The 23,033-nt window shown below is 69.4% G+C and carries 19 protein-coding genes; 5 read left to right on the forward strand and 14 right to left on the reverse strand.

The features are described from left to right. Positions 1–16 precede the first annotated feature (16 nt). Genes ACWPN8_RS32455 through ACWPN8_RS32465 form a run of 3 tightly spaced genes read left to right on the forward strand, consistent with a single transcriptional unit; the run spans position 17 to position 2,085 of the window. Positions 17–691, forward strand: coding sequence for an amino acid ABC transporter permease (locus ACWPN8_RS32455; RefSeq protein WP_098735605.1), 675 nt, complete (start codon positions 17–19; stop codon positions 689–691). Continuing rightward, on the forward strand, positions 684–1,334 hold the full coding sequence (locus tag ACWPN8_RS32460) for an amino acid ABC transporter permease (RefSeq protein WP_455180616.1): 651 nt from the start codon (positions 684–686) through the stop codon (positions 1,332–1,334). The genes ACWPN8_RS32455 and ACWPN8_RS32460 overlap by 8 nt, the downstream gene beginning before the upstream one ends. After that, positions 1,321–2,085 (forward strand): amino acid ABC transporter ATP-binding protein, encoded by a 765-nt coding sequence (locus ACWPN8_RS32465; RefSeq protein WP_492243780.1) that lies wholly within the window; start codon positions 1,321–1,323, stop codon positions 2,083–2,085. The genes ACWPN8_RS32460 and ACWPN8_RS32465 overlap by 14 nt, the downstream gene beginning before the upstream one ends. Positions 2,086–2,141: 56 nt before the next feature. Here the strand turns inward: ACWPN8_RS32465 and pdxR are convergent, their stop codons facing one another. After that, positions 2,142–3,653 (reverse strand): MocR-like pyridoxine biosynthesis transcription factor PdxR, encoded by a 1,512-nt coding sequence (gene pdxR, locus ACWPN8_RS32470; protein ID WP_492243781.1) that lies wholly within the window; start codon positions 3,651–3,653, stop codon positions 2,142–2,144. Between the two features lie 97 nt (positions 3,654–3,750). Here pdxR and ACWPN8_RS32475 point away from each other — a divergent pair, with 97 nt between their 5' ends. Both ACWPN8_RS32475 and ACWPN8_RS32480 read left to right on the forward strand, forming a co-directional pair. After that, the gene (locus ACWPN8_RS32475; RefSeq protein ID WP_492243782.1) at positions 3,751–4,392 is read left to right on the forward strand and encodes an FMN-binding negative transcriptional regulator; all 642 of its coding nucleotides are present in this window, start codon (positions 3,751–3,753) and stop codon (positions 4,390–4,392) included. A 574-nt stretch (positions 4,393–4,966) separates the two neighbouring features. Further along, positions 4,967–7,342, forward strand: coding sequence for a cellulase family glycosylhydrolase (locus ACWPN8_RS32480; protein ID WP_492243783.1), 2,376 nt, complete (start codon positions 4,967–4,969; stop codon positions 7,340–7,342). A 70-nt stretch (positions 7,343–7,412) separates the two neighbouring features. Here ACWPN8_RS32480 and ACWPN8_RS32485 read toward each other — a convergent pair whose 3' ends face one another. From ACWPN8_RS32485 to ACWPN8_RS32545, 13 genes are all read right to left on the reverse strand, one after another. Continuing rightward, positions 7,413–7,967: a GNAT family N-acetyltransferase gene (locus tag ACWPN8_RS32485; protein WP_492243784.1), complete on the reverse strand. Its 555-nt coding sequence runs from the start codon at positions 7,965–7,967 to the stop codon at positions 7,413–7,415. Continuing rightward, entirely contained in the window at positions 7,964–8,758 is a 795-nt protein-coding gene (locus ACWPN8_RS32490) for a polysaccharide deacetylase family protein (protein ID WP_492243785.1), read from the reverse strand. The genes ACWPN8_RS32485 and ACWPN8_RS32490 overlap by 4 nt, the downstream gene beginning before the upstream one ends. Next, the gene (locus tag ACWPN8_RS32495; RefSeq protein WP_492243786.1) at positions 8,755–9,900 is read right to left on the reverse strand and encodes a glycosyltransferase family protein; all 1,146 of its coding nucleotides are present in this window, start codon (positions 9,898–9,900) and stop codon (positions 8,755–8,757) included. Before ACWPN8_RS32495 ends, ACWPN8_RS32490 begins: the two co-directional genes overlap by 4 nt. Then, entirely contained in the window at positions 9,897–10,166 is a 270-nt protein-coding gene (locus ACWPN8_RS32500) for a hypothetical protein (RefSeq protein WP_492243787.1), read from the reverse strand. The genes ACWPN8_RS32495 and ACWPN8_RS32500 overlap by 4 nt, the downstream gene beginning before the upstream one ends. Continuing rightward, complete coding sequence (locus tag ACWPN8_RS32505) at positions 10,163–10,618, reverse strand: histidine phosphatase family protein (protein WP_492243788.1); 456 nt, start codon at positions 10,616–10,618, stop codon at positions 10,163–10,165. Before ACWPN8_RS32505 ends, ACWPN8_RS32500 begins: the two co-directional genes overlap by 4 nt. After that, positions 10,615–11,745 carry a glycosyltransferase family 4 protein gene (locus tag ACWPN8_RS32510; RefSeq protein ID WP_492243789.1) on the reverse strand — a complete coding sequence of 377 codons (1,131 nt, stop codon included), beginning with the start codon at positions 11,743–11,745 and terminating at the stop codon, positions 10,615–10,617. Before ACWPN8_RS32510 ends, ACWPN8_RS32505 begins: the two co-directional genes overlap by 4 nt. Then, positions 11,742–13,037 (reverse strand): glycosyltransferase family 4 protein, encoded by a 1,296-nt coding sequence (locus ACWPN8_RS32515; protein WP_492243790.1) that lies wholly within the window; start codon positions 13,035–13,037, stop codon positions 11,742–11,744. The genes ACWPN8_RS32510 and ACWPN8_RS32515 overlap by 4 nt, the downstream gene beginning before the upstream one ends. Continuing rightward, on the reverse strand, positions 13,034–14,347 hold the full coding sequence (locus ACWPN8_RS32520) for a glycosyltransferase family protein (RefSeq protein ID WP_492243791.1): 1,314 nt from the start codon (positions 14,345–14,347) through the stop codon (positions 13,034–13,036). Before ACWPN8_RS32520 ends, ACWPN8_RS32515 begins: the two co-directional genes overlap by 4 nt. Before the next feature lie 268 nt (positions 14,348–14,615). Beyond that, complete coding sequence (locus tag ACWPN8_RS32525; protein WP_492243792.1) at positions 14,616–15,803, reverse strand: ABC transporter permease; 1,188 nt, start codon at positions 15,801–15,803, stop codon at positions 14,616–14,618. A gap of 41 nt (positions 15,804–15,844) precedes the next feature. After that, positions 15,845–16,876, reverse strand: coding sequence for an ABC transporter permease (locus ACWPN8_RS32530; RefSeq protein WP_109449332.1), 1,032 nt, complete (start codon positions 16,874–16,876; stop codon positions 15,845–15,847). 5 nt (positions 16,877–16,881) lie between these two features. Then, positions 16,882–18,816, reverse strand: coding sequence for an ABC transporter substrate-binding protein (locus ACWPN8_RS32535; RefSeq protein ID WP_492243793.1), 1,935 nt, complete (start codon positions 18,814–18,816; stop codon positions 16,882–16,884). A gap of 113 nt (positions 18,817–18,929) precedes the next feature. Continuing rightward, the gene (locus tag ACWPN8_RS32540) at positions 18,930–20,678 is read right to left on the reverse strand and encodes an ABC transporter ATP-binding protein (protein WP_492243794.1); all 1,749 of its coding nucleotides are present in this window, start codon (positions 20,676–20,678) and stop codon (positions 18,930–18,932) included. 257 nt (positions 20,679–20,935) lie between these two features. Continuing rightward, positions 20,936–23,026 (reverse strand): cyclic nucleotide-binding domain-containing protein, encoded by a 2,091-nt coding sequence (locus tag ACWPN8_RS32545; protein WP_492243795.1) that lies wholly within the window; start codon positions 23,024–23,026, stop codon positions 20,936–20,938. Positions 23,027–23,033 lie beyond the last annotated feature (7 nt).

The following is a 23,033-nucleotide window of genomic DNA, read 5'->3' on the forward strand; positions in this document are numbered from 1 at the left end:
GGCACGGGACCGTATCATGGCCTACAGTTTCGATTTCTCGTCCCTGCTGGACTACACGCCCGTGCTGGTGGACGGGGTGGCGACCACCGTGGCGCTGACCGCGGTCAGCACGGTGCTGGGGGTGGCGCTCGGCATCGGCGGGGCGGCGGCACGGACCTCCAGCGTCAAGCCGCTGGCGGTCGTCGTCGGCGCCTATGTCGAGTTGATCCGCAACACGCCCTTCCTGGTCCAGCTGTTCTTCATCTTCTTCGGGCTGCCCTCGCTGGGCATCCGGCTGGCGGAATGGCAGGCGGCGGTGCTGGCGATGGTGATCAATCTCGGCGCCTATTCGACCGAGATCATCCGCGCCGGCATCGAGGCGACGCCGAAGGGCCAGATCGAGGCCGGGGCCAGCCTGGGCATGACCGGGCCGCAGATCTTCCGTTACGTCGTGCTGGGGCCGGCGATGGCGAAGATCTGGCCGGCGCTGACCAGCCAGATCGTCATCGTCATGCTGGGCTCGTCGGTCTGCTCGCAGATCGCGGCGGAGGAGCTGAGCTTCGCCGCCAACTTCATCCAATCCCGCAATTTCCGGCCCTTCGAGGTCTATTTCCTGGCGACCGCGCTGTATCTGGCGCTGGCGGTGGGGTTGCGCTGGATCTTCAGCCTGATGGGGCAGCGGATGTTCGCCAAGGGGGTGTCGCGTGCTTAACTTCACCCTGTGGGACATCCTGTCCAACCTGCTGCTGGCGGCGCGCTGGACGGTGCTGCTGTCGCTGATCGCCTTCGTCTCCGGCGGGATCGCCGGGCTGCTGCTGCTGGTCGCCCGCGTGTCGCCGGTGCCGCCGCTGCGCATCGCGGCGAAGCTGTTCATCGAGGTGTTCCAGGGCACGCCGCTGCTGATGCAGCTGTTCATCGTCTTCTTCGCCCTGCCGCTGATCGGCATCGAGACCTCGGCCTGGACCTCGGCCGCCGTCGCGCTGACTTTGTTCACCGCCGCCTATCTCGCCGAGATCTGGCGCGGCTGCGTCGAGGCGGTGCCGAAGGGCCAGTGGGAGGCCTCGGCCAGCCTCGCCATGACATTCCCTGAGCAGATGCGCCACGTCATCCTGCCGCAGGCCCTGCGCATCGCCGTGCCGCCGACCGTCGGCTTCTCGGTGCAGGTGGTGAAGGGCACTGCGGTGACCTCGATCATCGGCTTCGTCGAGGTGACGAAGGCCGGGACCATGATCACCAACGCCACCTTCCAGCCCTTCCTGGTCTATGGGCTGGTCGGGCTGATCTATTTCGCCCTGTGCTACCCGCTGTCGCTGTCGGCCAAGGCGCTGGAAAGGAAGCTCAATGTCGCCCGTTAACACGTCCGCCACCGTCCGGCCCCTGGTGAAGCTGTCGGCCATCCGCAAATCCTTCGGCCCGGTGGAGGTGCTGAAGGGCGTCGACATGGCGGTCGAGGAGGGACAGGTCGTCGCCATGATCGGCCGCAGCGGATCGGGCAAGAGCACGCTTCTGCGCAGCATCAACGGGCTGGAGCGCATCGACGGCGGCGTCATCGAGGTTGACGGCGAATGCGTCGATCCCGGCCAGATCGACCTGCGCGCGCTGCGCCAGAAGGTCGGCATGGTGTTCCAGCAGTTCAACCTGTTCCCCCATCTGACCGCCGGCGAGAATGTGATGCTGGCGCTGAAGGTGGTGAAGAAGCAGGACAAGGCCGCCACCCGCGCCGCCGCGGAATCGGCGCTGGCCAAGGTCGGGCTGGGCCACAAGTTCGACGCCTATCCGTCGCAGCTGTCGGGCGGCCAGCAGCAGCGCGTCGCCATCGCGCGGTCGCTGGCGATGGCGCCCAAGGTTCTGCTGTGCGACGAGATCACTTCCGCCCTCGACCCTGAGCTGGTGGCCGAGGTGCTGGGGGTGGTGCGCAAGCTGGCCGAGGAGGGCATGACGCTGATCCTGGTGACGCACGAGATGCGCTTCGCCCGCGAGGTCTGCGACCGGCTGGTCTTCATGCATGGCGGCCGCATCGCCGAACAGGGACCGCCGGCCGAGCTGTTCGACCGGCCGGCCACGCCGGAACTGGCGCAGTTCATCGGCATGGTCGAGGCGCGCTGACCGGCGCGCCCTCATCGGCCGGAGTTGTGGGAGTGTGGAGACCGTTCGACCAGGGTTCAGGCCAAGATTTCGAGGGCGGCGCCCAGCCTTTCGATACCCTGGGCGATCTCACGGCCATCCAGGCCGGCATAGCCGATCACCAGACCGGGATGGTGCGGACGGTCGGAATCCGGTCGGCCGGAAAGGGCTGACGTGTCGTAGAGCGGGGTGATGGGGTAGACGCCCACACCCGCCGCCCGTGCCGCCGACACGATCATGGCCTCCCGCTCCAGCGGAAAGCGGGTGAGCCAGGCGACGACATGCAGCCCGGCCTCGGCGCCGTCCACCCTGACCCCATCGCCGAACCTTGTCCGCAAGGCTGCCAGCAGAGCGGCGCGCCGTTCGCCGTTGCGCCGCCGCACCCGCCGGACGTGCCGTTCATAGGCGCCGCTGGCGAGCAGTTCCGTCAGGGCGCTCTGCTCCAGGGCCGGCGTGTGGCGGTCCGCCAGCCGCTTCGCCGCGCGGAAGGACTGGATCAACGGCCGCGGAACCACGAGATAGCCGAGCCGCAAGGCCGGCGAGAGCGTCTTCGACACCGTGCCAAGATAGATGACGCTTCTGGCTCTATCCAGGGTTTGCAGGGTGGGGATGGGGGCGACGTCGAAGCGGTGTTCGCCGTCATAGTCGTCCTCGATGACAGTGGCCCCGCAGGCCCGCGCCCAGGCCAGCAGATCCTGGCGGCGGCTGATGGTCATGACGCTGCCGAGCGGGAACTGGTGCGACGGCGTCACATAGGCCAGACGGGCGGGCGGCAGCCGCTCCGTGCGCATGCCTTCCCGATCCACCATCTGCGGGATCAGCCGCGCGCCGGTGGCGGTGAGGATGTCCCGGGCCGCCGCATAGCACGGATTCTCGATGATCGCCGGCTCTCCGGGATCGAGCAGAAGCCGCACGCTCAGGTCGAGACCCTGCTGCGATCCGTTCACCACGATGATCTGGTCGGGATCGCAGCGCAGCCCCCGGGCCCGCCAAAGATAGGCTTGCAGGGCCGAGCGGAGTTCGGGCGAGCCGGACGGATCGCCATAGCGCAGGCGGGATGGACGGCACAGGATGGCGGCGTCGACGGCCCGCTTCCAGGTGAGGGTCGGGAAGTCCGACGCGGCGAGTTCGCCATAGCGGAAGTCGATGACGGGCGCATCGGGGCCGGGGAGATGCTGCATGGGAAGGCCGGCCAGCCGGCGCCCGAACTCCGAAAGCCGGGGTGGTGGCGCGCCGGTGTCCGGTGGCACCGGCCGTTCCGTTTTCAGCCCGTCGGGTTTCAGGTCATTCGGGCTCAGGCCATCCAGTTTCAGGCCCTTCGGCACCTGTGGCCTTGCGCCCTGCCTCACCTCCAGATAGCCCTCGGCGGCGAGTTGTTCATAGGCGGCCGTAACCGTCGCGCGGGACACGCCGAGGTCGGCGGCGAGAGCGCGCGACGACGGCAGGCGCGAGCCGGGCGGATAAACGGCGTTGGCGATCTGGGCCCTGATCGCGTCGACGATTCGGGACGCGATGGTCCTGACCCCATCCGGCTGCGGAAGCGTGGGCATCGACTGGACCGGTCAAAAAGATCAGAACTGGCTGTTCAGTGTGGGCCAGTTTTCACGGAAACTCCATCCCGAACTCCAGCTTGACCAAGAGGCCTGCATGTATATCCCAGCCGCGTTCCGCGAAACCGATCTGCCCTTCATCCATGAGACGATGCGGGCCGTCGGGCTCGCCAATCTGGTGACGACCACGGCCGGCGGGCTGCTGTGTACTCCCCTGCCCCTGTTCCTCGCTGCCGACGAGGGCGGGATGGGCACGCTCTACGGGCATGTGGCGAAAGCGAATTCTCAATGGAGGGAGACGCCGGTGGCGGAGGCCCTGGCGATCTTCATGGGGCCGGACGCCTATGTCACCCCGTCCTGGTACGAGGGCAAGAGCCGGGACGGAAAGGTCGTTCCGACCTGGAATTACGTCGCGGTCCACGCCTATGGCCCGGTCGAGTTCTTCGAGGATGCCGACCGGCTGCTCGATGTCGTCACGCGGCTGACCGACCGTCACGAGTCCTCGCGCCCGCAGCCCTGGGCCGTCGGCGATGCCCCGCCCGACTTCGTCGACGCGCAGTTGCGCGGCATCGTCGGTGTGCGGCTGCCCATCGCCCGGATCGACGCCAAGCGGAAGATGAGCCAGAACCGCAGCGGGACGGACAGGGCGACGGTGAAGGAGGAACTGTCCAGGAGCGGATGCGCCCGGGAACGTCAGGCTGCCGCCCTCATCCCGGCTATTCCGGACGGCGTCCCCTGAGCCGGTCCGCACTCGCGGCCGGCATGCGGCTGACCGGTCGTTGCTGTCCAAAAGGAATATAAGCTTATAAAAAATCTCTTAACGCTTTGCCCGCAGGCCGCTGTGGTCTCACGAGCATTAACTTTTTTGCGGGTGAAAAAGGTCTGATGCGAATTCGTCTTACCCCGGTGGCTGTAATTCTGCGTGCTAGGTTTCTATCAATCCAGTCCCCGGATGGATCAGTATATCCGGCTTACATCTGGCATCATCCCGCGGAATTTTTGAAAGAATGATGCGCGATTATGGTTGTGTCCCCGAGTGAATCCGTCTATGTCTTTCGAGATCAACTTTCCAATATGATGTGATTCAAAGTGGATATTGGCTATTTCAAAAGAAGACTGTGTACAGGATCGCAAATCCTGTGACCATGATGGGATATAGTTCGCCGGCCTGTTGCGGGGGCCTTGACCGGGCTTGTGACGATCTGGGCCAAATTTGCCACAAGGTTCGAGAAAAGTTAACCGGATTTGGAAAGGTTTCGTTAACCATTGAAGCCCCAGCATGGCTTCAACGCAACGGACATAGGATCGAAGTCATGAGCACGACCACCTCGCCGAGCAAGATTGTCGTCAACGCCTACGGCCAGTCCCAGGATGGCGTCGCGGCGCATTTCAAGCTGCTGGTGGATGGTCAGGAGGTCGGTTCGGCCAATGCGGCCGACGCCTCGTCGAAGGCATACAGCTTCACCGCCGACCTTGCAGCCAACACGGCGCACAAGATTCAGGTCGTTTACGACAACGACACCGCGAACAGCGCCAATCGCGACCTCTACGTCCAGTCGATCGAGGTCAACGGCCACACGCTGAAGCCGACCGACGCCATCTACGAACGCTATGACGATGCCGCCCCGGCGCCGACGCAGGCCGGCCAGGAAGCCATGTGGTGGGACGGCGCGCTGACCTTCAGCACCCCCGCCAACTACTATGGCGGCGGCCAGACCGCCGCTCCCGCCGCCCCTGCCGCTCCGGCCGCCGGCACCGCGCAGAACGTCATCACCGTGAACGCCGCCGGCAGCGAGGCGGGCGGCATCGGCGCGCACTTCACCGTGCTGGTCGACGGCAAGCAGATCGGCGAAGGCACGGCCACCAGCTCGGAAGCCAAGGATTACAAGTTCACCGCCGATCTGGCCCAGGGCACCGCCCATTCGGTCGAGGTGAAGTACGACAACGACGCCGTCATCGACGGCACCGACCGCAACCTGTTCGTCCACAGCGTCAGCGTCGACGGCAAGACCGTGGCGGCCACCGACGCCGCCATGTCGGTCCACCGCACCATCGACGGCGCCGACCTGGGCGCCACCAGCGACCTCTATTGGGACGCCACGCTGACTGCCAAGCTGGATGCCAGCCATTTCGCCGCCTCCACCGGCTCGGCGGGCGGTTCGACGGGGGGCTCCACCGACGCCGGCAAGGGCGGCACCGCCACCGGCGGCGCGACGGGCGGCTCCACCGGCGGTTCGGCGGGCGGTGACGCCTCGCTGTCGCTGAAGGTCGGCAACGTCACGGTGGCCGATCCGGGCATGGTGCAGAGCAGCAGCTCGATCAACGGCTTCCTGCACACCAACGGCAACCAGATCGTCGACGAGAGCGGCAACAACGTCCGCCTGACCGGCGTCAACTGGTTCGGCGGCGAGGGCTACAACTACGTGCCGTCGGGCCTGTGGGCGGACAGCTACCAGCACCACATCGACAGCATGAAGGACCTGGGCTTCAACGTCATCCGCCTGACCTGGGCCGACGACATGTTCGACAGCACCGCGGTCACCAACGGCATCGACTATTCCAAGAACCCGGACCTGAAGGGCCTGACCCGGCTGGAGGTCTATGACAAGGTCATCGATTATGCCGGCAAGAGCGGCATCAAGGTGATCCTCGACCACCACCGCAACGACGGCGGCGCCGGCACCAACGAGAGCGGGCTGTGGTACACCGCCAACAACCCCGAATCGAAGGTCATCGAAAACTGGAAGATGCTGGCCGAGCATTATGCCGGCAACAAGGCGGTGATCGGCGCCGACCTGCACAACGAGCCGAGCGTGTCCGCCACCTGGGGTGACGGCAACCAGGCCACCGACTGGGCCGCGGCGGCCGAGCGCATCGGCAACTCGATCCAGACCGTCAACAAGGACTGGCTGCTGCTGGTCGAGGGCACGGAGTGGAGCAGCACGCTGGCCGGCGTGAAGGACCATCCCATCGAGTTCGACACCCCCAACAAGCTGGTCTATTCGCCGCACGCCTACGGCCAGAGCGTCGGGCAGTTCAGCTGGCTGTCGGATCCGAGCTATCCGGACAACCTGCCGGCCCAGTACGACAGCATGTGGGGCTACATCTACAAGAACAACATCGCCCCGATCCTGGTCGGCGAGTTCGGCGGCCAGATGACCAGCGCCGCCGAGCAGACCTGGGCCAGCACGCTGATCAAGTACATGAACGGCGACTGGAACCTGGACGGCAAAAGCGACCTGGCGGCCGGCCAGCAGGGCATGAACTGGACCTACTGGGCCTGGACCCCGGAATCGGGCGACGTCGGCGGCCTGCTGGAGAACGACTACAAGACCGTCGATCCGACCAAGATGAACATCATCAAGGCCGGTCTGGCCGCCAACTCGGGCAACTCCGGCACCGTCGCCGGCAGCGACGAGGCGGTGTTCACCGTGCAGCTGGCCAAGGCGGTCACCACCGCCACCACCATCGAGTACGCGACCGAGGACGGCACCGCCAAGGCCGGCACCGACTACACCGCCGCCCATGGCAGCCTGACCTTCCAGCCGGGCGAGACCACCAAGACGGTGTCCGTCCACATCAACGGCACCAACACCAACGACGGCACGGAGAACTTCCTGCTGCACCTGACCCACGACAACGCCAACCTGGGCACCGCCACCGGCTTCATCACCGACCACGCGGCGTAAGGGACAGCTTTTCTACTGTGCTTATGGGGCCGGCCCGCGTCGTCACTGACGCGGGCCGGCTTTTTTTCGGTCAGGCGGTCCTGCCGGAGAGCCATTCGCGACGGAGGAGGCCGTAGACGAGCATGTCGCACACGCCCTTGTGGGTCGTCTCATGCTCGCGCAGGCAGCCTTCGCGCCGGAAACCCAGCCTCTCGATCAGCGCGACGGATGCCGCGTTCTCCGCATCGATCTCGGCGAACAGCTTGCGATATCCCTCGTTCCGGAACAGATGGTCGACGAGTGCTGCGACGCATTCGGCGGCGACGCCCTGTCCTTGACGGTGCGCCGCCGTGATGTAGCCGAGTTCGAGGACCCCTTGGTCCCGTCCCGGATAGGCGACGTAGCGGCCGGCCAGGGACCCGTCGGATTTGTCGATTGCCGCCCAGCTCCGGCCGGGCCATGTCGGATCCGTCAGCCAGTCGGCCAGGTTGTCCATTGTCGTGAAATGGGGCTGCGACATGAAGCGGCACTGCGCCTCGTCGGAAAAGGTCGGGAAGAGGGCTGCGGTGTCCTCCCGGACCAGTTTTCGCAAGGTGAAGCGGTCTGTATCGAGTGTCGGCGTGTCCAAAACCAAGGCGGAACTCATCGGTTGAATTCGTTTTCGGGGCGGGGGCGCCCCAAGCTGCCGATGCCCAAGCTGGCGATGGCCGGCCATTCCATCGCGGGATGCCCGGCCAGCCGGTCCAGCAGGCGGTCCAGAAGATCCCAGATCGCCGCGTCGTGGACGCGGTGGTGGGTCAGCAGGCCGATGGGCTCGGCGGGATTGCGCCGGCCCTCGCGGCGGTCGCGCAGTTCGCGGCACAGCAGGTCGAGCAGCCCGTCCAGCGGCACGGCGGAGCGGCTGCCGCGCCAGTCGATCAGGTCGAGGTGGGTGTTGATCCAGGCGATGCCGTCATGGGGCGCCGGGGACGGGCCGAAGGCGGAGACGGCGCGGTAGCCGGAGGCCGACAGGCAGGCCGGCATGTCGGGGGCCATGCGGTTCCAGGGCGGGACGAACAGCGGCAGGACGCGGTCGCCGAACAGGCCGCGCAGGGTGGACAGGCCGCGTTCGGCCTCGGCCTGCCGGGTCTCGGGTGGGCGTTCGGGGCCGAACTCGCACTTCTTCCGGCCGGGGGCGGCGTGGTCGGTGTGGGACCAGCCATGGACCAGCGGGGTGACGTGGGCATGGTCGGCCAAGGCTTCGGCGAGCGACGGCTCGGCATCGGCCGGGATGACGGCAAGGCCGAGGGGGATGCCGGCATTGGCGCAGCGGGTGAGCAATTCGTCGAGCTGCCGGCTGGCGGCGACCGCGTCGTCGTCGCGCAGCCAGAGCGGGCAGCGGCGGTCCAGATCGGTCCAGCGGGCGAGTTCTTCGGTTACGGCGGTCCAGTTCGTCATGGTGTCTTCTCCGCCAACAGGGCTTCGACGATCTCGACGCTGCGCGCCGCACCGGCCAGGGCGGCGGGGCTGAGCGGCGGGATGCGGGCGCCCAGCACCGACTGCAACGCTCGGGCGAGGCTGTCGGGCGTCAGATCGGCCTCGCGCAGGGTGGCGATGCCGGGCTGGCGGGCCAGGATGGCGGCGCGGATGGTCTGTTCGACCTCCTTGCCGTCCTCGAAGGGGCAGAAGACGCTGGGCACGCCGGCCGTCAGGCAGTCGAGCGCCGTGTTGTAGCCGCAGCGGCCGACGCTGGCCGACGCCCGGCCCAGCAGAGCGCGGAAGTCGGGGCGCACCGGCTCCACCAGCAGGCGGTCGGGCGGGGCCAGGGCGCGCAGCCGGTCGGCCAGCGCCGCGTCGCCCTTCGCCACCAGGAGGCGCCAGCGCTGCGGCAGGGCGCCGGAGGCGGCGCATTGGGCGGCGGCCTCGAAGACCGGGCGGCCGACCGGGCCGCCGCCGGCGGTGACCAGGATCTCGGCGGTGCCGTCCGTGCCGTCGTCGGGGACGGGCGGCGGCGGCACGACGAAGCCGGTGTAGCGCAGCAGCGGCATCATCGCTCGCGTCAGCGGCCAGCTGTCCTCCAGCGGGATCAAAGCGGGGTCGGAATGGACCAGCACGCCGTCATAGAGTCGCAGCAGGCGGGCTTCGGTCTCGGCCACCCGCTTGGGCTTGGAGGGCGGGGCCAGGATGTCGCGGACCGAGGCCAGCGTCAGCGGCGGGTGCGGCAGGGAGCGGGCGCGCTCCAGCAGGGCGTCGAACTCTGCGGCCAGCGCGCGGCGGCCGAAGGGGAAGAGTTCGGTGATGAGGACATCGGGGCGGAGGCTGTCGAGCAGGCCGGTCAGCATCGCTTGCCGCGCGGCGAACAGGCCGGCGTCGGCGGGGGAGCCGTCGGCGCCCAGCAGGGTGGCGAAGTCGGCGCCGTCGCTCGCCAGCGGCGGCAGCTGGTGCAGGGTGGCGTTGCCGGTTTCGAGATGGGGGGCGGGACGGCCGCCGCTGGCGACATCGACGCGCCAGCCGCGGGCGGTGAATGCCTCGGCCAGGGCCAGCGCGCGGCTGAGATGGCCGGTGCCGAGCAGATGGGTGACGGCGATCAGCAGCCTCATGACAGGCGCTCCCCCTCTTTTGGACCGGCCGGGCGGAGCGTGCCGTCGGCGGCCAGCGTCATCGCGTAGAGGCGGTTGCGCTTGACCGGCACCGGCGGCGGGCCGCGAAAGTCCCAGCCCCAGGCGAGCGCCAGCGCGACGCGCATCACGCCGATGTGGGTGACGACGAGGTGGGAGGGAGGTGTCTTCTTCTCCCCCCTGGGGAGAAGGTCGGGATGAGGGGGTTCGGCGCAGCCGAAAAGATCCTCGCCGTGCGTCCCCCTCACCCTAACCCTCTCCCCGGGGGGAGAGGGGATTGGTCCCGGGTTGGGAGAGAGAGCAGATCTTCCAGCCACCCCGTCAACCGCTCCCGCACATCGGCGGGGCTTTCGCCGTTGGGGGGACGGAAGTCCCAGCCCCACTGGTCGAGGTCGCGGTAGCCGCTGGCGGGGTCGGCGCGCAGGTCGCGGCCATGCAAGCCCTCCCAGGCGCCCCAGTCCATTTCGATCAGGCGCGGGTCGCTGTGGACGGGGCGGCCCTTGCCGAGAAGGGCGGCGGTCTCCACGGCGCGGGAGAGCGGGCTGGCGTGCAGGGTGGCGGAGTACCAGTCCGGCGGAAGGGTCAGGGCGGCGAGCTGTTCGCGGCTGTCCGGGGCCAGCGGAATGTCGGTGCGGCCCTGGATGCGGCCCTCGCGGTTCCAGGCGGTGACGCCGTGGCGCAGGAAAGCGAGGCGGATCATGACATCAGTCCGCTGAGCAGGCCGCGCAGGCGGTCGGCTGCCGCGGTCAGGGCGTGGTGGGCCTCGACATGGGCGCGGGCGCTGCGGCCAAGCGCGCGCAGGGCCGGCGGATCGGCCAGCAGGGCGGCGAGCGCGGCGGCGAACTCCTCCGGGGCCGGGCCGGTCAGCCGGCCGCCGACGTCGTCGCGGATGACGGTGCCGGTGCCGGCATTGTCGATGGCGAGCACCGGCACGCCGTGCGCTTGAGCCTCCAGATAGACCATGCCGAACGCCTCGTTCAGGCCGGGCCAGACCAGCAGGTCGGCGGTGCGGTAATGGTTGGCGAGGCTGTCCGGCGGGCAGGCGCCGTGCAGCGTCACCCGTGGGCCGAAGGGGGCGAAGAGTGCCGCCACCTCTGCCGCCGCCGGGCCGTCGCCGACGATGTCGAGCGTCCAGGGCTGGGCCGACAGGAGCTGGAGAGCCTCGGCAAGCAGGCGGTAGGAGGCCAGCTTGTCGCCCGGCCGCATCATGGCGACGGTGAGCAGGCGGGGCGGCGCGGTCGGCTCTCGGACTTCCGGGGCAGGCGGCAGGTCGAGGAAGGGGGGCAGCATCGCCACCCGCTGGCCGGGCGGGCCGTAGGCCTCCACCGCCTGACGGTCGCGGGCGCTGACGCAGAGGACGAGGGCGGCGGCCTCGATGGCGGCCTCGGCGGCGGCGGCGAAGGCGGACCAGGGGCCGGTCAGGCGCTTGCGGGCGCGGGTCGCCTCCACCACGACATAGGGGATGCCGAGGCGGCGGGCGACCGCCGGGCCGATCAGGTCGGGGGCCTTGTAATAGACATGGTAGCTGAGCCACAGCGCCGGGCGCCGTTCCGGCTTGGCGGCGTAGAGCGACAGCAGCCGGTCGCACTCGGCGGCGGCCGCGGTGGTCAGGCGGGCTTGAATGGCGGGGTCGCCGGCGCCGTCATAGACGCGCAGGCTACTCGCCACCTCCACCGGCCCGATGGTTTCCAGCGCCCGCAGGATCAGCCGCGCCATCTGGCGGTCGCCGGAGGGGATGGGGTGGTCGACCGGCTTCAGCGGGGCATAGAAGGCGATCCGGGGGAAGGCGATCCGGGGGAAGGCGATGCGCGGGAGGGGGGCGGTCACGCCGCGGCCTCCTCCAGCCGGCGGACGAGGCGGTCGATGCCGGCGGTCATGCCGAACTCGGCGCAGAGCCGGCCATAGGCGGCGTTGGCCAGCCGCAGCCGCAGCGCCGGGTCGGCGGCGAGCCGTTCCAGTGCGGCGGCGATGGCTGGCGGGGTGCCGTCGGTCAGCAGGCCGTGGGTGCCGTCGGCGATGAATTCCGGGATGGCCGACACGGCGGTGGAGAGGATGGCGAGGCGCTGGCTCGCCGCCTCCATCAGCACATTCGGCAGGCCGTCGCGGTCGCCGTCGCCGGCCACCACGCTGGTCAGCACGAACAGGTCGGCATGGCGGAGCGCCTGGATCACCGTCGCCTGATCCTGGGCGCCGCGCCACTCGATGCGGTCCGACAGGCCGAGCCGCTCGGCCTGGGCGCGCAGGGCCTGCTTGAGGTCGCCGGAGCCGATATGGACCAGCCGCCAATGCAGCCCGTCCGGCAGCGTCGCCAGCGCGTCGAGCAGCCGGTCATAGCCCTTCTTCTCCACCAGCCGGCCGACCGACAGGATCTCCACCGCGCGGTCGGGGGTGGAGCCGTCGCGGGCCGGGGCGTCGCCGCGGTCCGGCGGGGCGGGGAAGCGCGAGAGGTCGAGGCCGTGATAGACGAGGTCGATGCGGCCGGGGTCGGCGGCGAGAGCGCGCAGATGGGCCGCACCCACGGCGGTGCAGGTGGCGCCGAAGCGGGCGTCTGCCAGCTTCTCGCGCTTCTCCCACTCCGGCGTGGTCCAGATGTCCTTGGCATGGGCGGAAAAGCCCCAGCCGATGCCGCGGATCGACGCGGCATAGCGCCCGACCGACGCCGGGGTGTGCAGGAAATGGGTGTAGAGAAAGGGCACGTCGGCCGGCAGCTCCGCCGCCAGCACCAGCGCCTGCCCGAAGCGGCGTCCGCGGTTGGCGGTGCGGTCGCGCGCGAGGTCGCGCAGCCATCCGGCCGCGGTGCGCAGCAGGCCGGCCGGATGGCTCAGGATCAGGCGGCCGAGTGCCCGCAGCACGCGGGCCGGCTCGTCGCGCAGATATTCCGGCAGGTAATGGACCGGGGCGGTGATGCGCTCGTGCAGGGCGTGGCGGCGGCTGTCGGTCGGGTGGCGCAGCGACCAGATCGCCAGATCGATGCCGCGCTGCTGGAGGGCCAGAAGCTCCTGCGCGATGAAGGTCTCCGACAGGCGGGGATAGCCCTTCACCACCACGGCGATCTTCAGCGGCTTGCCAGTCCCCATGGCATCGGACGACATGCCGCCGCCCGTTCCGGCGTCGGTCATGCGCGCTTGCCTGCCATGGCGCGGGACAGCCGTTCCGCCGCCCGGCGGATCGGGGTGACGGGGGTGGCGCGGGGGAGCACCGAGTCGGCCGCCAGCACCTCGCGCGTCAGGTCGACGATGCGCTCCAGCCCGCCGAGCAGGCCGGGCAGCGGGCTGGCCGAGGGTGGCGGCTGGCCCGGCAGGGCGCGGATGGCGTCGGCCATCGCCCGCGGGTCGGCGCCGTCGCGGTCGCTGTCCAGCGTGCGCAGCAGGCCCAGCGCCTCCGCCGCCTCGGCGCGGATGCGCTGTTCCAGCCGGGGGCGGGTGCGCGGGGCCAGCACCGACGGCTTGTCGAAGGACAGGATCTCGCAGAAGGTGTTGTAGCCGCCCATCGCCACCACGCCGACCGCGCCGGCATAGAGATCCTCCATGCGGGAATGGAAGTTGATGGTCTCCACCCTGCCCTTCAGCTGGCGGATGCGGGTGGCGAATTCCTGGCGGCGTGCATCCTCCAGGAAGGGGCCGTAGACGATCAGGGCGCGCGGGGAGAGGTCCGGATCGCTCTCGTAGGCGGCGATGGTCCAGTCGACCAGCGCCGCCCCGTCGCCGCCGCCGCCCGGCGTCACCAGCACATAGGGGCCGGTCATCGGGCTGTCCGCCGCCTGGACGGCGCCGCCGCCCTCCGTCGGCTCGCGCTTCAGATAGCCGGTGTAGCGCAGCCGCGCCGCGATCTCCGCCGGCAAATCGAGCCCGTCGAGCGGGCGGTAGACCTCCGGCAGGCCGTAGATCCAGAGCTGGTCGTAGTAGCGTTCGATGGCGGCGACCGCCTCCTTGCGCTCCCACTCCGGCTGGAGAGCCTCGGGCGCGTCCAGCACGTCGCGCAGGCCCAGCACGATGCGGGTGTTGCCGCTGGCCCGCATCTCGTCCAGCGCCGGCAGGAATTCGCCGTGCAGGCCGGTCGGCTCCTTGTCTACGATGGCCAGCGTCGGGCGGAATGCACGGGCGGTGGCGCGGATGATCTCCGCCCGGATCGCGGTGGTCTCCTCGATCGGCAGGCCGAGGTTGCGGGCGGTGTAGCCGCCGTCGGGCTGCTTCACCACGCCGGGCAGCCGCACATGGTCGACCCGCTCCGGAAAGTCGAAGCGGCCGGCGACCGGCGAGCCGGTGAGGATCAGCGCGGAGGCGTCGGGAAAGGCCGACACCAGGGCCTGGGCAATCGTCCGCGACCGCCGCAGATGGCCGAGCCCGAAGGTGTCATGGCTGTAGAGCAGGATGCGCGGCGGCGTCCGGTCGGGATGGAGGGGCCGAAGGGGCGGCTGTGGCTGGTGCATGCTCGGACACTCCGCTTCAGCAATGCTTCGGAACCGACAATCCGTCGCGGAACAGATCGCTGTGCTTGTCTTTGGAACCGGTTCGGCGCCGGTGGTTGCGGGGTCGTCCAGGCACCGGCGGCAAGGCTCCAGCCTGGAGAGAACCCCTCACATGGATTTTGCCGCGCATCAATATGACTTCCGACCGGGTAAGGGCAACGCCTCTATGCGCTGTGATATATATGAGCGCCGGACAGGCCGCCAGCCGGCGTCCAGCGGCGATGACGGGTCAGTCGCCATGATAGGGATCCAGGGCGTCGCGCAGGCCGTCGCCGAAGAAGTTGAAGGACAAGACTACCAGAATCACCGGCAGCATCGGCAATGACACCCAGGGATAGGTTTCCACGGCCATAAGGTTCTGGGCGTCGTTCAGCATCACCCCCCAACTGGTCGCCGGCGGGCGCAGCCCCAGCCCCAGGAAGGACAGCGCCGTTTCGCCGAGGATCATCGCCGGGATCGACAGGGTGGCGCTGGCCAGCAGGTGGCTGGCGAAGTTGGGCAGCAGGTGGCGGCGGATGATGCGCGCCGGGCTGGCGCCCATCAGCTCCGCCGCCATGACGAAATCCTCCTCGCGCAAGGCCAGGAAGCGCGAGCGCACGGCGCGGGCCAGCGACGGCCAGTCGAGCAGGCCGAGGATGACGGAGATGCAGAGGAACACCGTCACCGGAGACCATTGCGCCGGCACCGCGGCGGACAGTGCCAGCCACAGCGGCAGCTCCGGCAGGGATTTCAGGATTTCCGACAGGCGCTGCACCCCGGCGTCGATCCAGCCGCCGAAATAGCCGGCCATGCCGCCCAGCGTGATGCCGATGGCGAAGGACACCGCGATGCCGAGCAGCCCGACGGTCAGCGACAGCTGCGCCCCGATGGCGAGGCGCGAGAGCATGTCGCGGCCGAGCCGGTCGGTGCCCAGCAGATGCAGAGAGGCCCCCGGCGGCGGGCAGACCAGCCGGAGCCGCGATTCGACAAGACCGAGGAAGCGGTAGGGCGCGCCGGGGCAGAGGAATTGCAGCGGCATCGGCCGGCTGGCGTCGGTCTCGTAGCGCCAGCGATAGTCCTTCAGGTCGGGCCGCCCGGTGGTCGGATAGACGAAGGGGCCGATGAACTGCCCCTCGTGGAACAGGTGGACGCCCTGGGGCGGGGCGTAGAGATGCTCCACGTCGCGCTCGTTGGCGCTGTAGGGCGCCAGGAAATCGACGAAGGGCAGGCTGAGATAGGACAGGCCCAGGAACAGCGCCCCCAGCACCGCCAGCCGGTGGCGCAGGAAACGGCGCAGCATCAGCCGGCCGGTGGAGGCGTTGGCGTCGAAGCGGGTGGCCGGCGCGTCCGCCGCGGCCGGATCGGGATAGGGCCGGCTGTCGACGTAATGCTCCCAACTGCCGCCCGTGCCGCCGCCAGTCACGCCCGAGTCCGTCATGCCCCCGTCTTTCATGTCCCCCTTTTTCATGCCCCCTTCTTTCATGACTGGGCCTTCCTCGCCTTGCCGAGGCGGATGCGGGGGTCGAGCAGGGCGAGTGCTATGTCGGAGACCAGCATGCCGACCAGCACCAAGAGCGAGATGAACATCAGGATGAAGCCGGACAGGAAGATGTCCTGCGCCCGCAGCGCCTCCAGCAGGGCCGGGCCGATGGTCGGCAGGCTGAGCACGACGGAGATCAGCACCGATCCCGACACCAGCGACGGCAGCAGCGAGCCGATGTCGGAGACGAAGGGGTTCAGCGCCATGCGCAGCGGATAGCGGGTCAGCCGGCGCAGCGGCGGCACGCCCTTGGCCTTGGCGGTGACGACATAGGGCTTGCCCAGCTCGTCCAGCAGATTGGCGCGCAGGCGGCGCACCATGGCGGCGGTGCCGGACAGGCCGATGACGATGGTCGGGATGATCAAATGTTCCAGCACCGAGCCGGCCTTGGCCCAGCTGAGCGGCTGGTCCTCGTATTTCGCGTCGACCAGCCCGCCGATGGGCAGGCCCAGCCATTTCTGGCCGTAATAGAGCAGGATCAGCGCCAAGAGGAAGTTTGGCGTTGCCAGCCCGATATAGCCGACGGCGGCAGCGAGGTAATCGACCCAGCTGTTGGCGCGGATCGCCGCCAGCGCCCCCAGCGGGAAGGACACCAGATAGACGAACAGCACGGCGGCGAGGTTGAGGATGACGGTGAACCACAGGGTTTCGCCCACCACCGCCGCCACCGGCTTGTTGAACTCGAAGGACCAGCCGAGATCGCCCTGGAGCAGGCCGTGGAAGCCGTTCGGCCCCGGCCAGACGCCGATCCAGATCAGGTACTGTTCGGCCAGCGGGCGGTCGAGCGCATATTCGTGGCGCAGGAACTCCGCCTTCGCCAGCCCGGCCTCCTGGCCGGTGGCGCGCAGCTCGGCGATCTGGTTGGACAGGTAATCGCCGGGCGGCAGGTTGATGACGATGAAGATCAGCATCGACACCACGAACAGCGTCGGCACCATCACCAGCAGCCGGTGCAGGATGAAGCGCAGCATGGCCGTCAGTCCTCCCCGCGGTGGATGCCGACCGGCTCGGGATCGGCCGGGCGGGCGTCGGTGAAATAGAACTCGTCGGGGCGGTAGACGCCGAGATAGGCGCCGGGATCCCACAGCCACAGCCCCTTGTCGGGGATGTTGCGCAGGCGGTTCGATACCGCGATGGGCTGCGGCGTCTTCGATACCACGCCGATGGCGTAGATCTGGTCGGCGTGGATGTCGAGCAGGGCGGACCACAGGGCGCGGCGCTCGGTCTCGTCGGTGGTGTGGCGCCAGCGCCGGGCGATGTCCATCAGCTCCTGCGGGATCGGCATGTCGATGGGTTCGCCGGCGCTGCCGGAGGTCTGGTAATACTGGCCCCATTTCGGCCAGCTGAAATTCTCCTGGGTCATCGGCGCCAGCTCCTCCGGACTGCTGTCTGGGTCGGGGATGCCGTTGTCCCAGCCGCCCCACACCGCCATCATCGTCTGGCCGGCATAGACCCGGTTGCGCAGCACGTCGCGGTCGACCGTGCGCATCAGCAGCCGCACGCCGATGTCGCGCCAGGTCTCCGCGATGATCTGCATCGCGTCGGAGATTTCCGGCTTCTCGCCCGAGGTCTCGACGATCACCTCCAGCGGGCGGCCGTCCGGCAGCTCGCGGTACAGCTCGCCGCGCCTGCGCGTCAGCCCGATCTCGTCCAGCAGGGCCGAGGCCTGTTTCGGGTCGTAGCCGGTCCACACCCCCTTGCGTTCCGGCTTGAACAGCGGGCTGCCCGGCAGCACGTCGACTCCGCTCTCCTCGGCCAGCCCGAAGAAGAGCGAGCGGTTGACGATGCGGCGGTCGATCGCCATCGACAGGGCGCGGCGGAAGCGCACGTCGCGCAGCAGGGTTCGCCAGACCGGGTCGTTGTAGTTCAGGTTGGGGTAGAGGGCGATTTCCGCCGCCTTGCCCTCCGGCCACAGCAGGGTGCGGTAGTTGCCGTCCCGCTCCCCCGACACCAGCACCGGCACCTGCGAGAAGGTCAGCCCTTCGGCCTGGAGGTCGGCTTTGCCGGTGGCGACCTGGGCCGGGATCAGCCCGCCGCCCATCACCGACACGTCCAGCCCGTCGGCATAGGGAAGCTGCATGCCGCGCCGGTCGAAGCGGTGGTAGTAGGGGTTGCGCTGGAACAGCAGGTGGTTGCCGGTGCCCTTGGAGACCGCCATCCAGGGCTGGAGCGTCGGCTGGTCCGGGTTCTCCATCCGGAACATGTCGTCGAGCGCGTTGTGGAGCGCCGCCCAGTTGCGGACCTTGTACTTGGCGAGCAGCGGCGCCAGCTCCGCCTCGCTGGTGTAGCGGGCGTGGTAGCGCTTCAGGTAATGGGCCGGCCGGTAGATGAAGGGCGGCCGGGCGGCGGCCAGCGTCGGCAGGAAATAGGGGTTCGGCTCGTCCCAATGGAAGCGGACGGTGACGGCGTCGGGGAAGCTGACCTGCGGCGGCTTGCCGTCCACCAGCATGAAGCGCGGCGGGCCGGAGGGCGACAGCATCGGGTTGTTGGCGATGTCCTCCCACCAGTAGCGGATGTCGTCGCTGGTGAAGGGGGCGCCGTCCGACCAGCGGTGGCCGGCCCGCAGGGTCAGGGTGAAGTCGCGGCCGTCGACGACCTGAACGTCCTTCAGGATGTCGGGCACGATCTCCCGCTTGGCGGTGTAGCCGACCAGCCGGGCATAGCCGTAGAGCACGGCGATGCGGCTGTTGCGCCGCTGGGTGATGAAGGTCCGGATCCAGCCGCCGGACAGGCCGAGGTCGCGGCCCTTGCCCTCCACATCGACGATCAGCGGCTCGTCCGGCATGCGCTGGCGGACGGGCGGGATCAGGCCGTAGCGCACCTGGTCGCGCAGCATCGGCGGATCCTGCGGCGTGAAGGCGGCGGCGGGGGTGGCGAGGGTCAGGAGGAGGAGAAGGATTTGCGCGAGCATCCCGCCGCGCGTCCCCCTCACCCTTCCCACCGCAGAGCGGTGGGCCCCTTCCCTCTCCCCGGGGGGGAGAGGGTGAAGGTCACGCGCGTCGTCGCTATGGAGCACTCCGGTCCTCATGCCGCCCGCCTCACGAAATGGCCGGGGGCCGCTTCCACCAGCGGGGGCGGCGCGCCGTCGGCAGCGGGGCGGAAGGGTTCGGGCCACAGGTCGGGGCGGCCGGCGCCCAAGGCCACGGTGGCGATGTCGATGGGACGGCTCACGTCCGGCTCCGGCGAGGCGGCGATCAGCGCGCGGGTGTAGGGGTGCAGCGGGGCGGAGAACAGGATGGCCGGCGGCGCCTCCTCCATCACCCGGCCGGCGCGCATCACCGCGACGCGGTCGGCCAGCCGCGCCACCACCGCCAGATCGTGCGAGATGAACATCAGGCTGAGGCCCAAGCGCTGCTTGATCGATTCCAGCAGGTCGAGCACCTGCGCCTGGACCGACACGTCGAGTGCGGAGGTCGGCTCGTCGCAGATCAGCAGCTGGGGGTCGAGCGCGAGCGCGCGGGCGATGCCGATGCGCTGGCGCTGGCCGCCGGAGAAGGCGTGCGGATAGCGGTTGGCCCAGGCGGGGTCGAGCCCGACCTGCGCCATCAGCGCCCGTACACGCTCGCGGCCCTCGCCGCGGCCGCAGACGCCGTGGATCGCCAGCGGCTCGGCGATGATCTCGCCGACGCTCATCCGGGGGCTGAGCGAGGCGTAGGGGTCCTGGAACACCATCTGGGCCCGGCGGCGGTAGGCGGTCAGCTCCGGCCCGGCGGCGGAAAGGAGATCGAGCGGCGGTTCGCCGGCGGATGCCCGGAACAGCAGGCGGCCACCGGGATCCGGCCGCTCCGCCAGCATGGCCAGCCGCGCCAGCGTCGTCTTGCCTGATCCTGACTCGCCGACGATGGCCAGCGTCTCGCCGCGGCCGACCGAGAGGTCGACGCCGTCCAGCGCGCGGATGCGGACATTGCCGCGCTCGTAGGTCTTGGCGACGCCGTGGAACTCCAGGATGGGGTCTTGCACGGTGCCGGACCCTTGCGCGCAGGCCGTCTCCGGGATGGAGGGGGCGGCGGCCATCAGCTTGCGGGTGTAGCCGTGCAGCGGCCGGCCGAGAACGTCGGCGCAAGATCCCGATTCCATCACCCGGCCGGCGCGCATCACCACCACGGCGTCGGCCATGTTGGCGACGACGCCCAGATCGTGGGTGACCAGCAGCACCGCCATGCCGGTTTCGCCCTGCAACTCCTTGATCAAGGCCAGCACCTGGGCCTGGAGCGTCACGTCCAGCGCGGTGGTCGGCTCGTCGGCGATCAGCAGCTGCGGGCGGGCGACCATCGCCATGGCGATCATCGCGCGCTGGCGCAGGCCGCCCGACAGCTGGAACGGATAGGAGCGGAAGGCGCGGACCGGATCGGGGAAGCCCACCCGCTCGAACATGGCGAGGCAGCGTTCCCGCGCGCTGCTGCGGTTGCAGTTGCCGTGCAGCCGCAGCACCTCCATCGTCTGGTCGCCGATGGTGTGCAGCGGCGACAGTGCGCTCATCGGTTCCTGGAAGATCATCGAGATGCGGCTGCCGCGGATGTCGCGCAGGCGCGATGCCGACAGGCGCAGCAGGTCGACCGCCTCCGCACCATGGCCGAACAGGATCGAGCCGCCGGCGACCGTCGCCCCGCGCGGCAGGATGCCGAGGATGCTGCGGCAGGTCAGCGTCTTGCCCGAGCCGGACTCGCCGACCAGCGCCACGCTCTGCCCGCCGCCGATGGAGAAGCCGACGCCGTCCACCACCGGATGGGGGGCGTTGCGGAAGCGGATCGTCAGGCCCTCAACCTTCAGCATCGCGCCGCTCTCCTCCCGTTTTACAAAGCCGTTCGCAATTCGCCGTTATCCCCCTCTCCCCCGCTCTCGCGCAAACGAAGTTTGCGCTGACGCGACAGGCGGACCTCTGGTCCGCCGAAAGCGGGGAGAGGGTCGGGGTGAGGGGGGCGCACAGCGAGGATTCCCGGGATAGCCACGCCATGCATCCCCCTCACCCTAACCCTCTCCCCGGGGGGAGAGGGGATGCTTGGTGCGCCTGCCCTACTGCGTCCATTTCATCATACTTCCGTTTCGGATCGGCTATCCGCAGGGGCCGCCTCCGGGGCCGCCTCCGGGGCCGGGGCCGGGACCGGAGGCGGGACGGCGGGGGCTTCGCTGGTCAGGCGCTTGCCGATCTGCTGGATCACCCGCATCGGCAGGTCCGGCACCGACGACAGCAGGCGCAGCATGGTCGGCCCGTCCAGCCGCAGCAGCCGCAGGTCGGTGCGGGCGCGGATGGTGGAGAAGCGGCGCACGCCGGCCAGAAGCTCCAGCTCGCCGATCACCTCGGGCGGCTTGATGTAGGCGATGTGCAGCGGCGGCTGGTTGTCCGGCATCAGCCGCACCAGCTCCGCCTCCCCTTCCGCCAGGACGAAGGCGAATTCCGACTGTTCGCCGCTGCGATAGATGAAGTCGCCGGCCGCGACCGTGCGCCATTCCGACGCCGCCAGCAGCCGGCGCAGCACCGTTTCCGGCAGGTCGGAGAAGACGGGCGAGCGCGACAGCAGGCGCAGGGCCGGCTCGTCGGTTCCCTCCCCCTCTCCCGGCACGGTGTCCTCGTCCTGGTCGGCGCCGATGTGGCCGCGCCGGACCAGCCGGCCGTCCTCCAGGTCGTAGAGCGCGTCGAAGGCGGGATTGTCGGAAATCCGCTCCTCCAGCACGATCAGCGTCATGGTCGGCAGCAGCTCCTTCATCGCCTGGAAGATGCGCAGCCGTTCCTCGGGATCGTAGCTGTTCAGCGCCTGGTAGATGACGAAGATGTCGGGCTTCTTCATCAGGCCGCGGATCAGCTGGACGCGCTGGCGCACGCTGATCGGCAGAAGCGAGCCGCCGATGCCGACCTCGCCCAGCGCCACCAGGATCAGCACGAAGGCCCGTGCGTCGGTCCGTTCCAGCGCCTCGTCCACCAGGGCGCGGAGCTTGGTGATGGCGCGCGGATCCTCGGTGGTGATGCGGCCGAACAGGAGGTTGTCCATCACGTTCAGGCGCGGGTGGTAGAGGTCGGGGTGGAAGATGGCGACCTTGTCGCGCAGCTCGTGCGGCATGTCGTCGAGCACGCGGGCGCGGATCGCCATGATCGCCTCGCGCTCCGCCTGCGGGATGAAGTCCATGCCGTCGCGCTTGGGCACGATCATCAGGAACATGGTGGCGAACAGCAGCGTGTCGGCTTCCTGATGGCGGCGTTGCGGCCGTTCGGACCGGCGCTTCAGACGGGTGACCGCCTCCACCAGCTCCTCGAACAGGGCGTCGTCGATGTGCGGGTAGCGCATGATCATGACGTCGCCATCGTCGCTGTCGCGATAGACGCCGACCACCCGCAAGGCGAAGCGCCGGCCGATGCGCACGGCGGAGTCCCACAGCCCGTGCTCCTCCATCAGGCCGCGGACGGTGGGGTTGCAGACCATGCGGGCGACGGTCAGCCGCTTGCCGTCCGGCAGGCCGGCCAGCATGTTCTCGGCGATGCTGGCATAGGGGTTGAAGCGGTCGCGCTCGAAGCGGGCCAGCAGTGCGTCCATCCCGCGTTCGGCGATGGCGTCGCGCAGCCAGTGGCGGGCGCGCAGCAGCGGCTGGGCGACGAAGGGGTAGTCGTCGGGGTCGAACACCTCGCGCAGGCCGCGCTGGTAGACGGCACTCTCGCCGCCGGTGGCGGCCAGGCATTGCATGAACCAGGGGCGCAGGCTGGTCCAGTCGGTGGCGCCGATCATGCCGAAGTCGGTCCAGATCCCGTCCATGCTGTCGGTGGAGTTGCCCGACGCCTGGGCCTCGACGATCTCGCGGCGGCGGGCCGGGGTCATGCTGTCCGGGTCGTCGGCCGGCGGGCGGTGGCGCAGGCCGTAGGTGATGTTCTGCATCATGCTGCCGGTGAACATGCGCGGTTCCGGGCTGGCATAGGCCATGCGGCGGCCCAGCAGATCCAGCGGCAGCTCGTCCAGCTTGCGGTCGCCGATGGCGATCCGGCCGGAGGTCGGCGGCGACAGCCGCACCAGCACCTCGGCCAGACGGCGCAGCGCCAGCGCGTTGGTGCCGGCGATACCGATGAGCGCGCCCGGCGGCACCTCCAGCGACAGGCGCTGCAGCATGCGGTCGCCGTATTCGTTGGCCCAGGTCACCGCCTCC

The organism is Azospirillum sp. UENF 112521, assembly GCF_058780665.1.

Coding starts and splice junctions, on each gene's coding strand:
- pdxR (WP_492243781.1), bottom strand. CDS start 3,653: ATGCCCACGCTTCCGCAGCCGGATGGGGTCAGGACCATCGCGTCCCGA.
- ACWPN8_RS32520 (WP_492243791.1), bottom strand. CDS start 14,347: ATGCACCAGCCACAGCCGCCCCTTCGGCCCCTCCATCCCGACCGGACG.
- ACWPN8_RS32475 (WP_492243782.1), top strand. CDS start 3,751: ATGTATATCCCAGCCGCGTTCCGCGAAACCGATCTGCCCTTCATCCAT.
- ACWPN8_RS32485 (WP_492243784.1), bottom strand. CDS start 7,967: ATGAGTTCCGCCTTGGTTTTGGACACGCCGACACTCGATACAGACCGC.
- ACWPN8_RS32480 (WP_492243783.1), top strand. CDS start 4,967: ATGAGCACGACCACCTCGCCGAGCAAGATTGTCGTCAACGCCTACGGC.
- ACWPN8_RS32535 (WP_492243793.1), bottom strand. CDS start 18,816: ATGCTCGCGCAAATCCTTCTCCTCCTCCTGACCCTCGCCACCCCCGCC.
- ACWPN8_RS32540 (WP_492243794.1), bottom strand. CDS start 20,678: ATGCTGAAGGTTGAGGGCCTGACGATCCGCTTCCGCAACGCCCCCCAT.
- ACWPN8_RS32495 (WP_492243786.1), bottom strand. CDS start 9,900: ATGAGGCTGCTGATCGCCGTCACCCATCTGCTCGGCACCGGCCATCTC.
- ACWPN8_RS32490 (WP_492243785.1), bottom strand. CDS start 8,758: ATGACGAACTGGACCGCCGTAACCGAAGAACTCGCCCGCTGGACCGAT.
- ACWPN8_RS32515 (WP_492243790.1), bottom strand. CDS start 13,037: ATGACCGACGCCGGAACGGGCGGCGGCATGTCGTCCGATGCCATGGGG.
- ACWPN8_RS32525 (WP_492243792.1), bottom strand. CDS start 15,803: ATGACGGACTCGGGCGTGACTGGCGGCGGCACGGGCGGCAGTTGGGAG.
- ACWPN8_RS32455 (WP_098735605.1), top strand. CDS start 17: ATGGCCTACAGTTTCGATTTCTCGTCCCTGCTGGACTACACGCCCGTG.
- ACWPN8_RS32505 (WP_492243788.1), bottom strand. CDS start 10,618: ATGATCCGCCTCGCTTTCCTGCGCCACGGCGTCACCGCCTGGAACCGC.
- ACWPN8_RS32530 (WP_109449332.1), bottom strand. CDS start 16,876: ATGCTGCGCTTCATCCTGCACCGGCTGCTGGTGATGGTGCCGACGCTG.
- ACWPN8_RS32465 (WP_492243780.1), top strand. CDS start 1,321: ATGTCGCCCGTTAACACGTCCGCCACCGTCCGGCCCCTGGTGAAGCTG.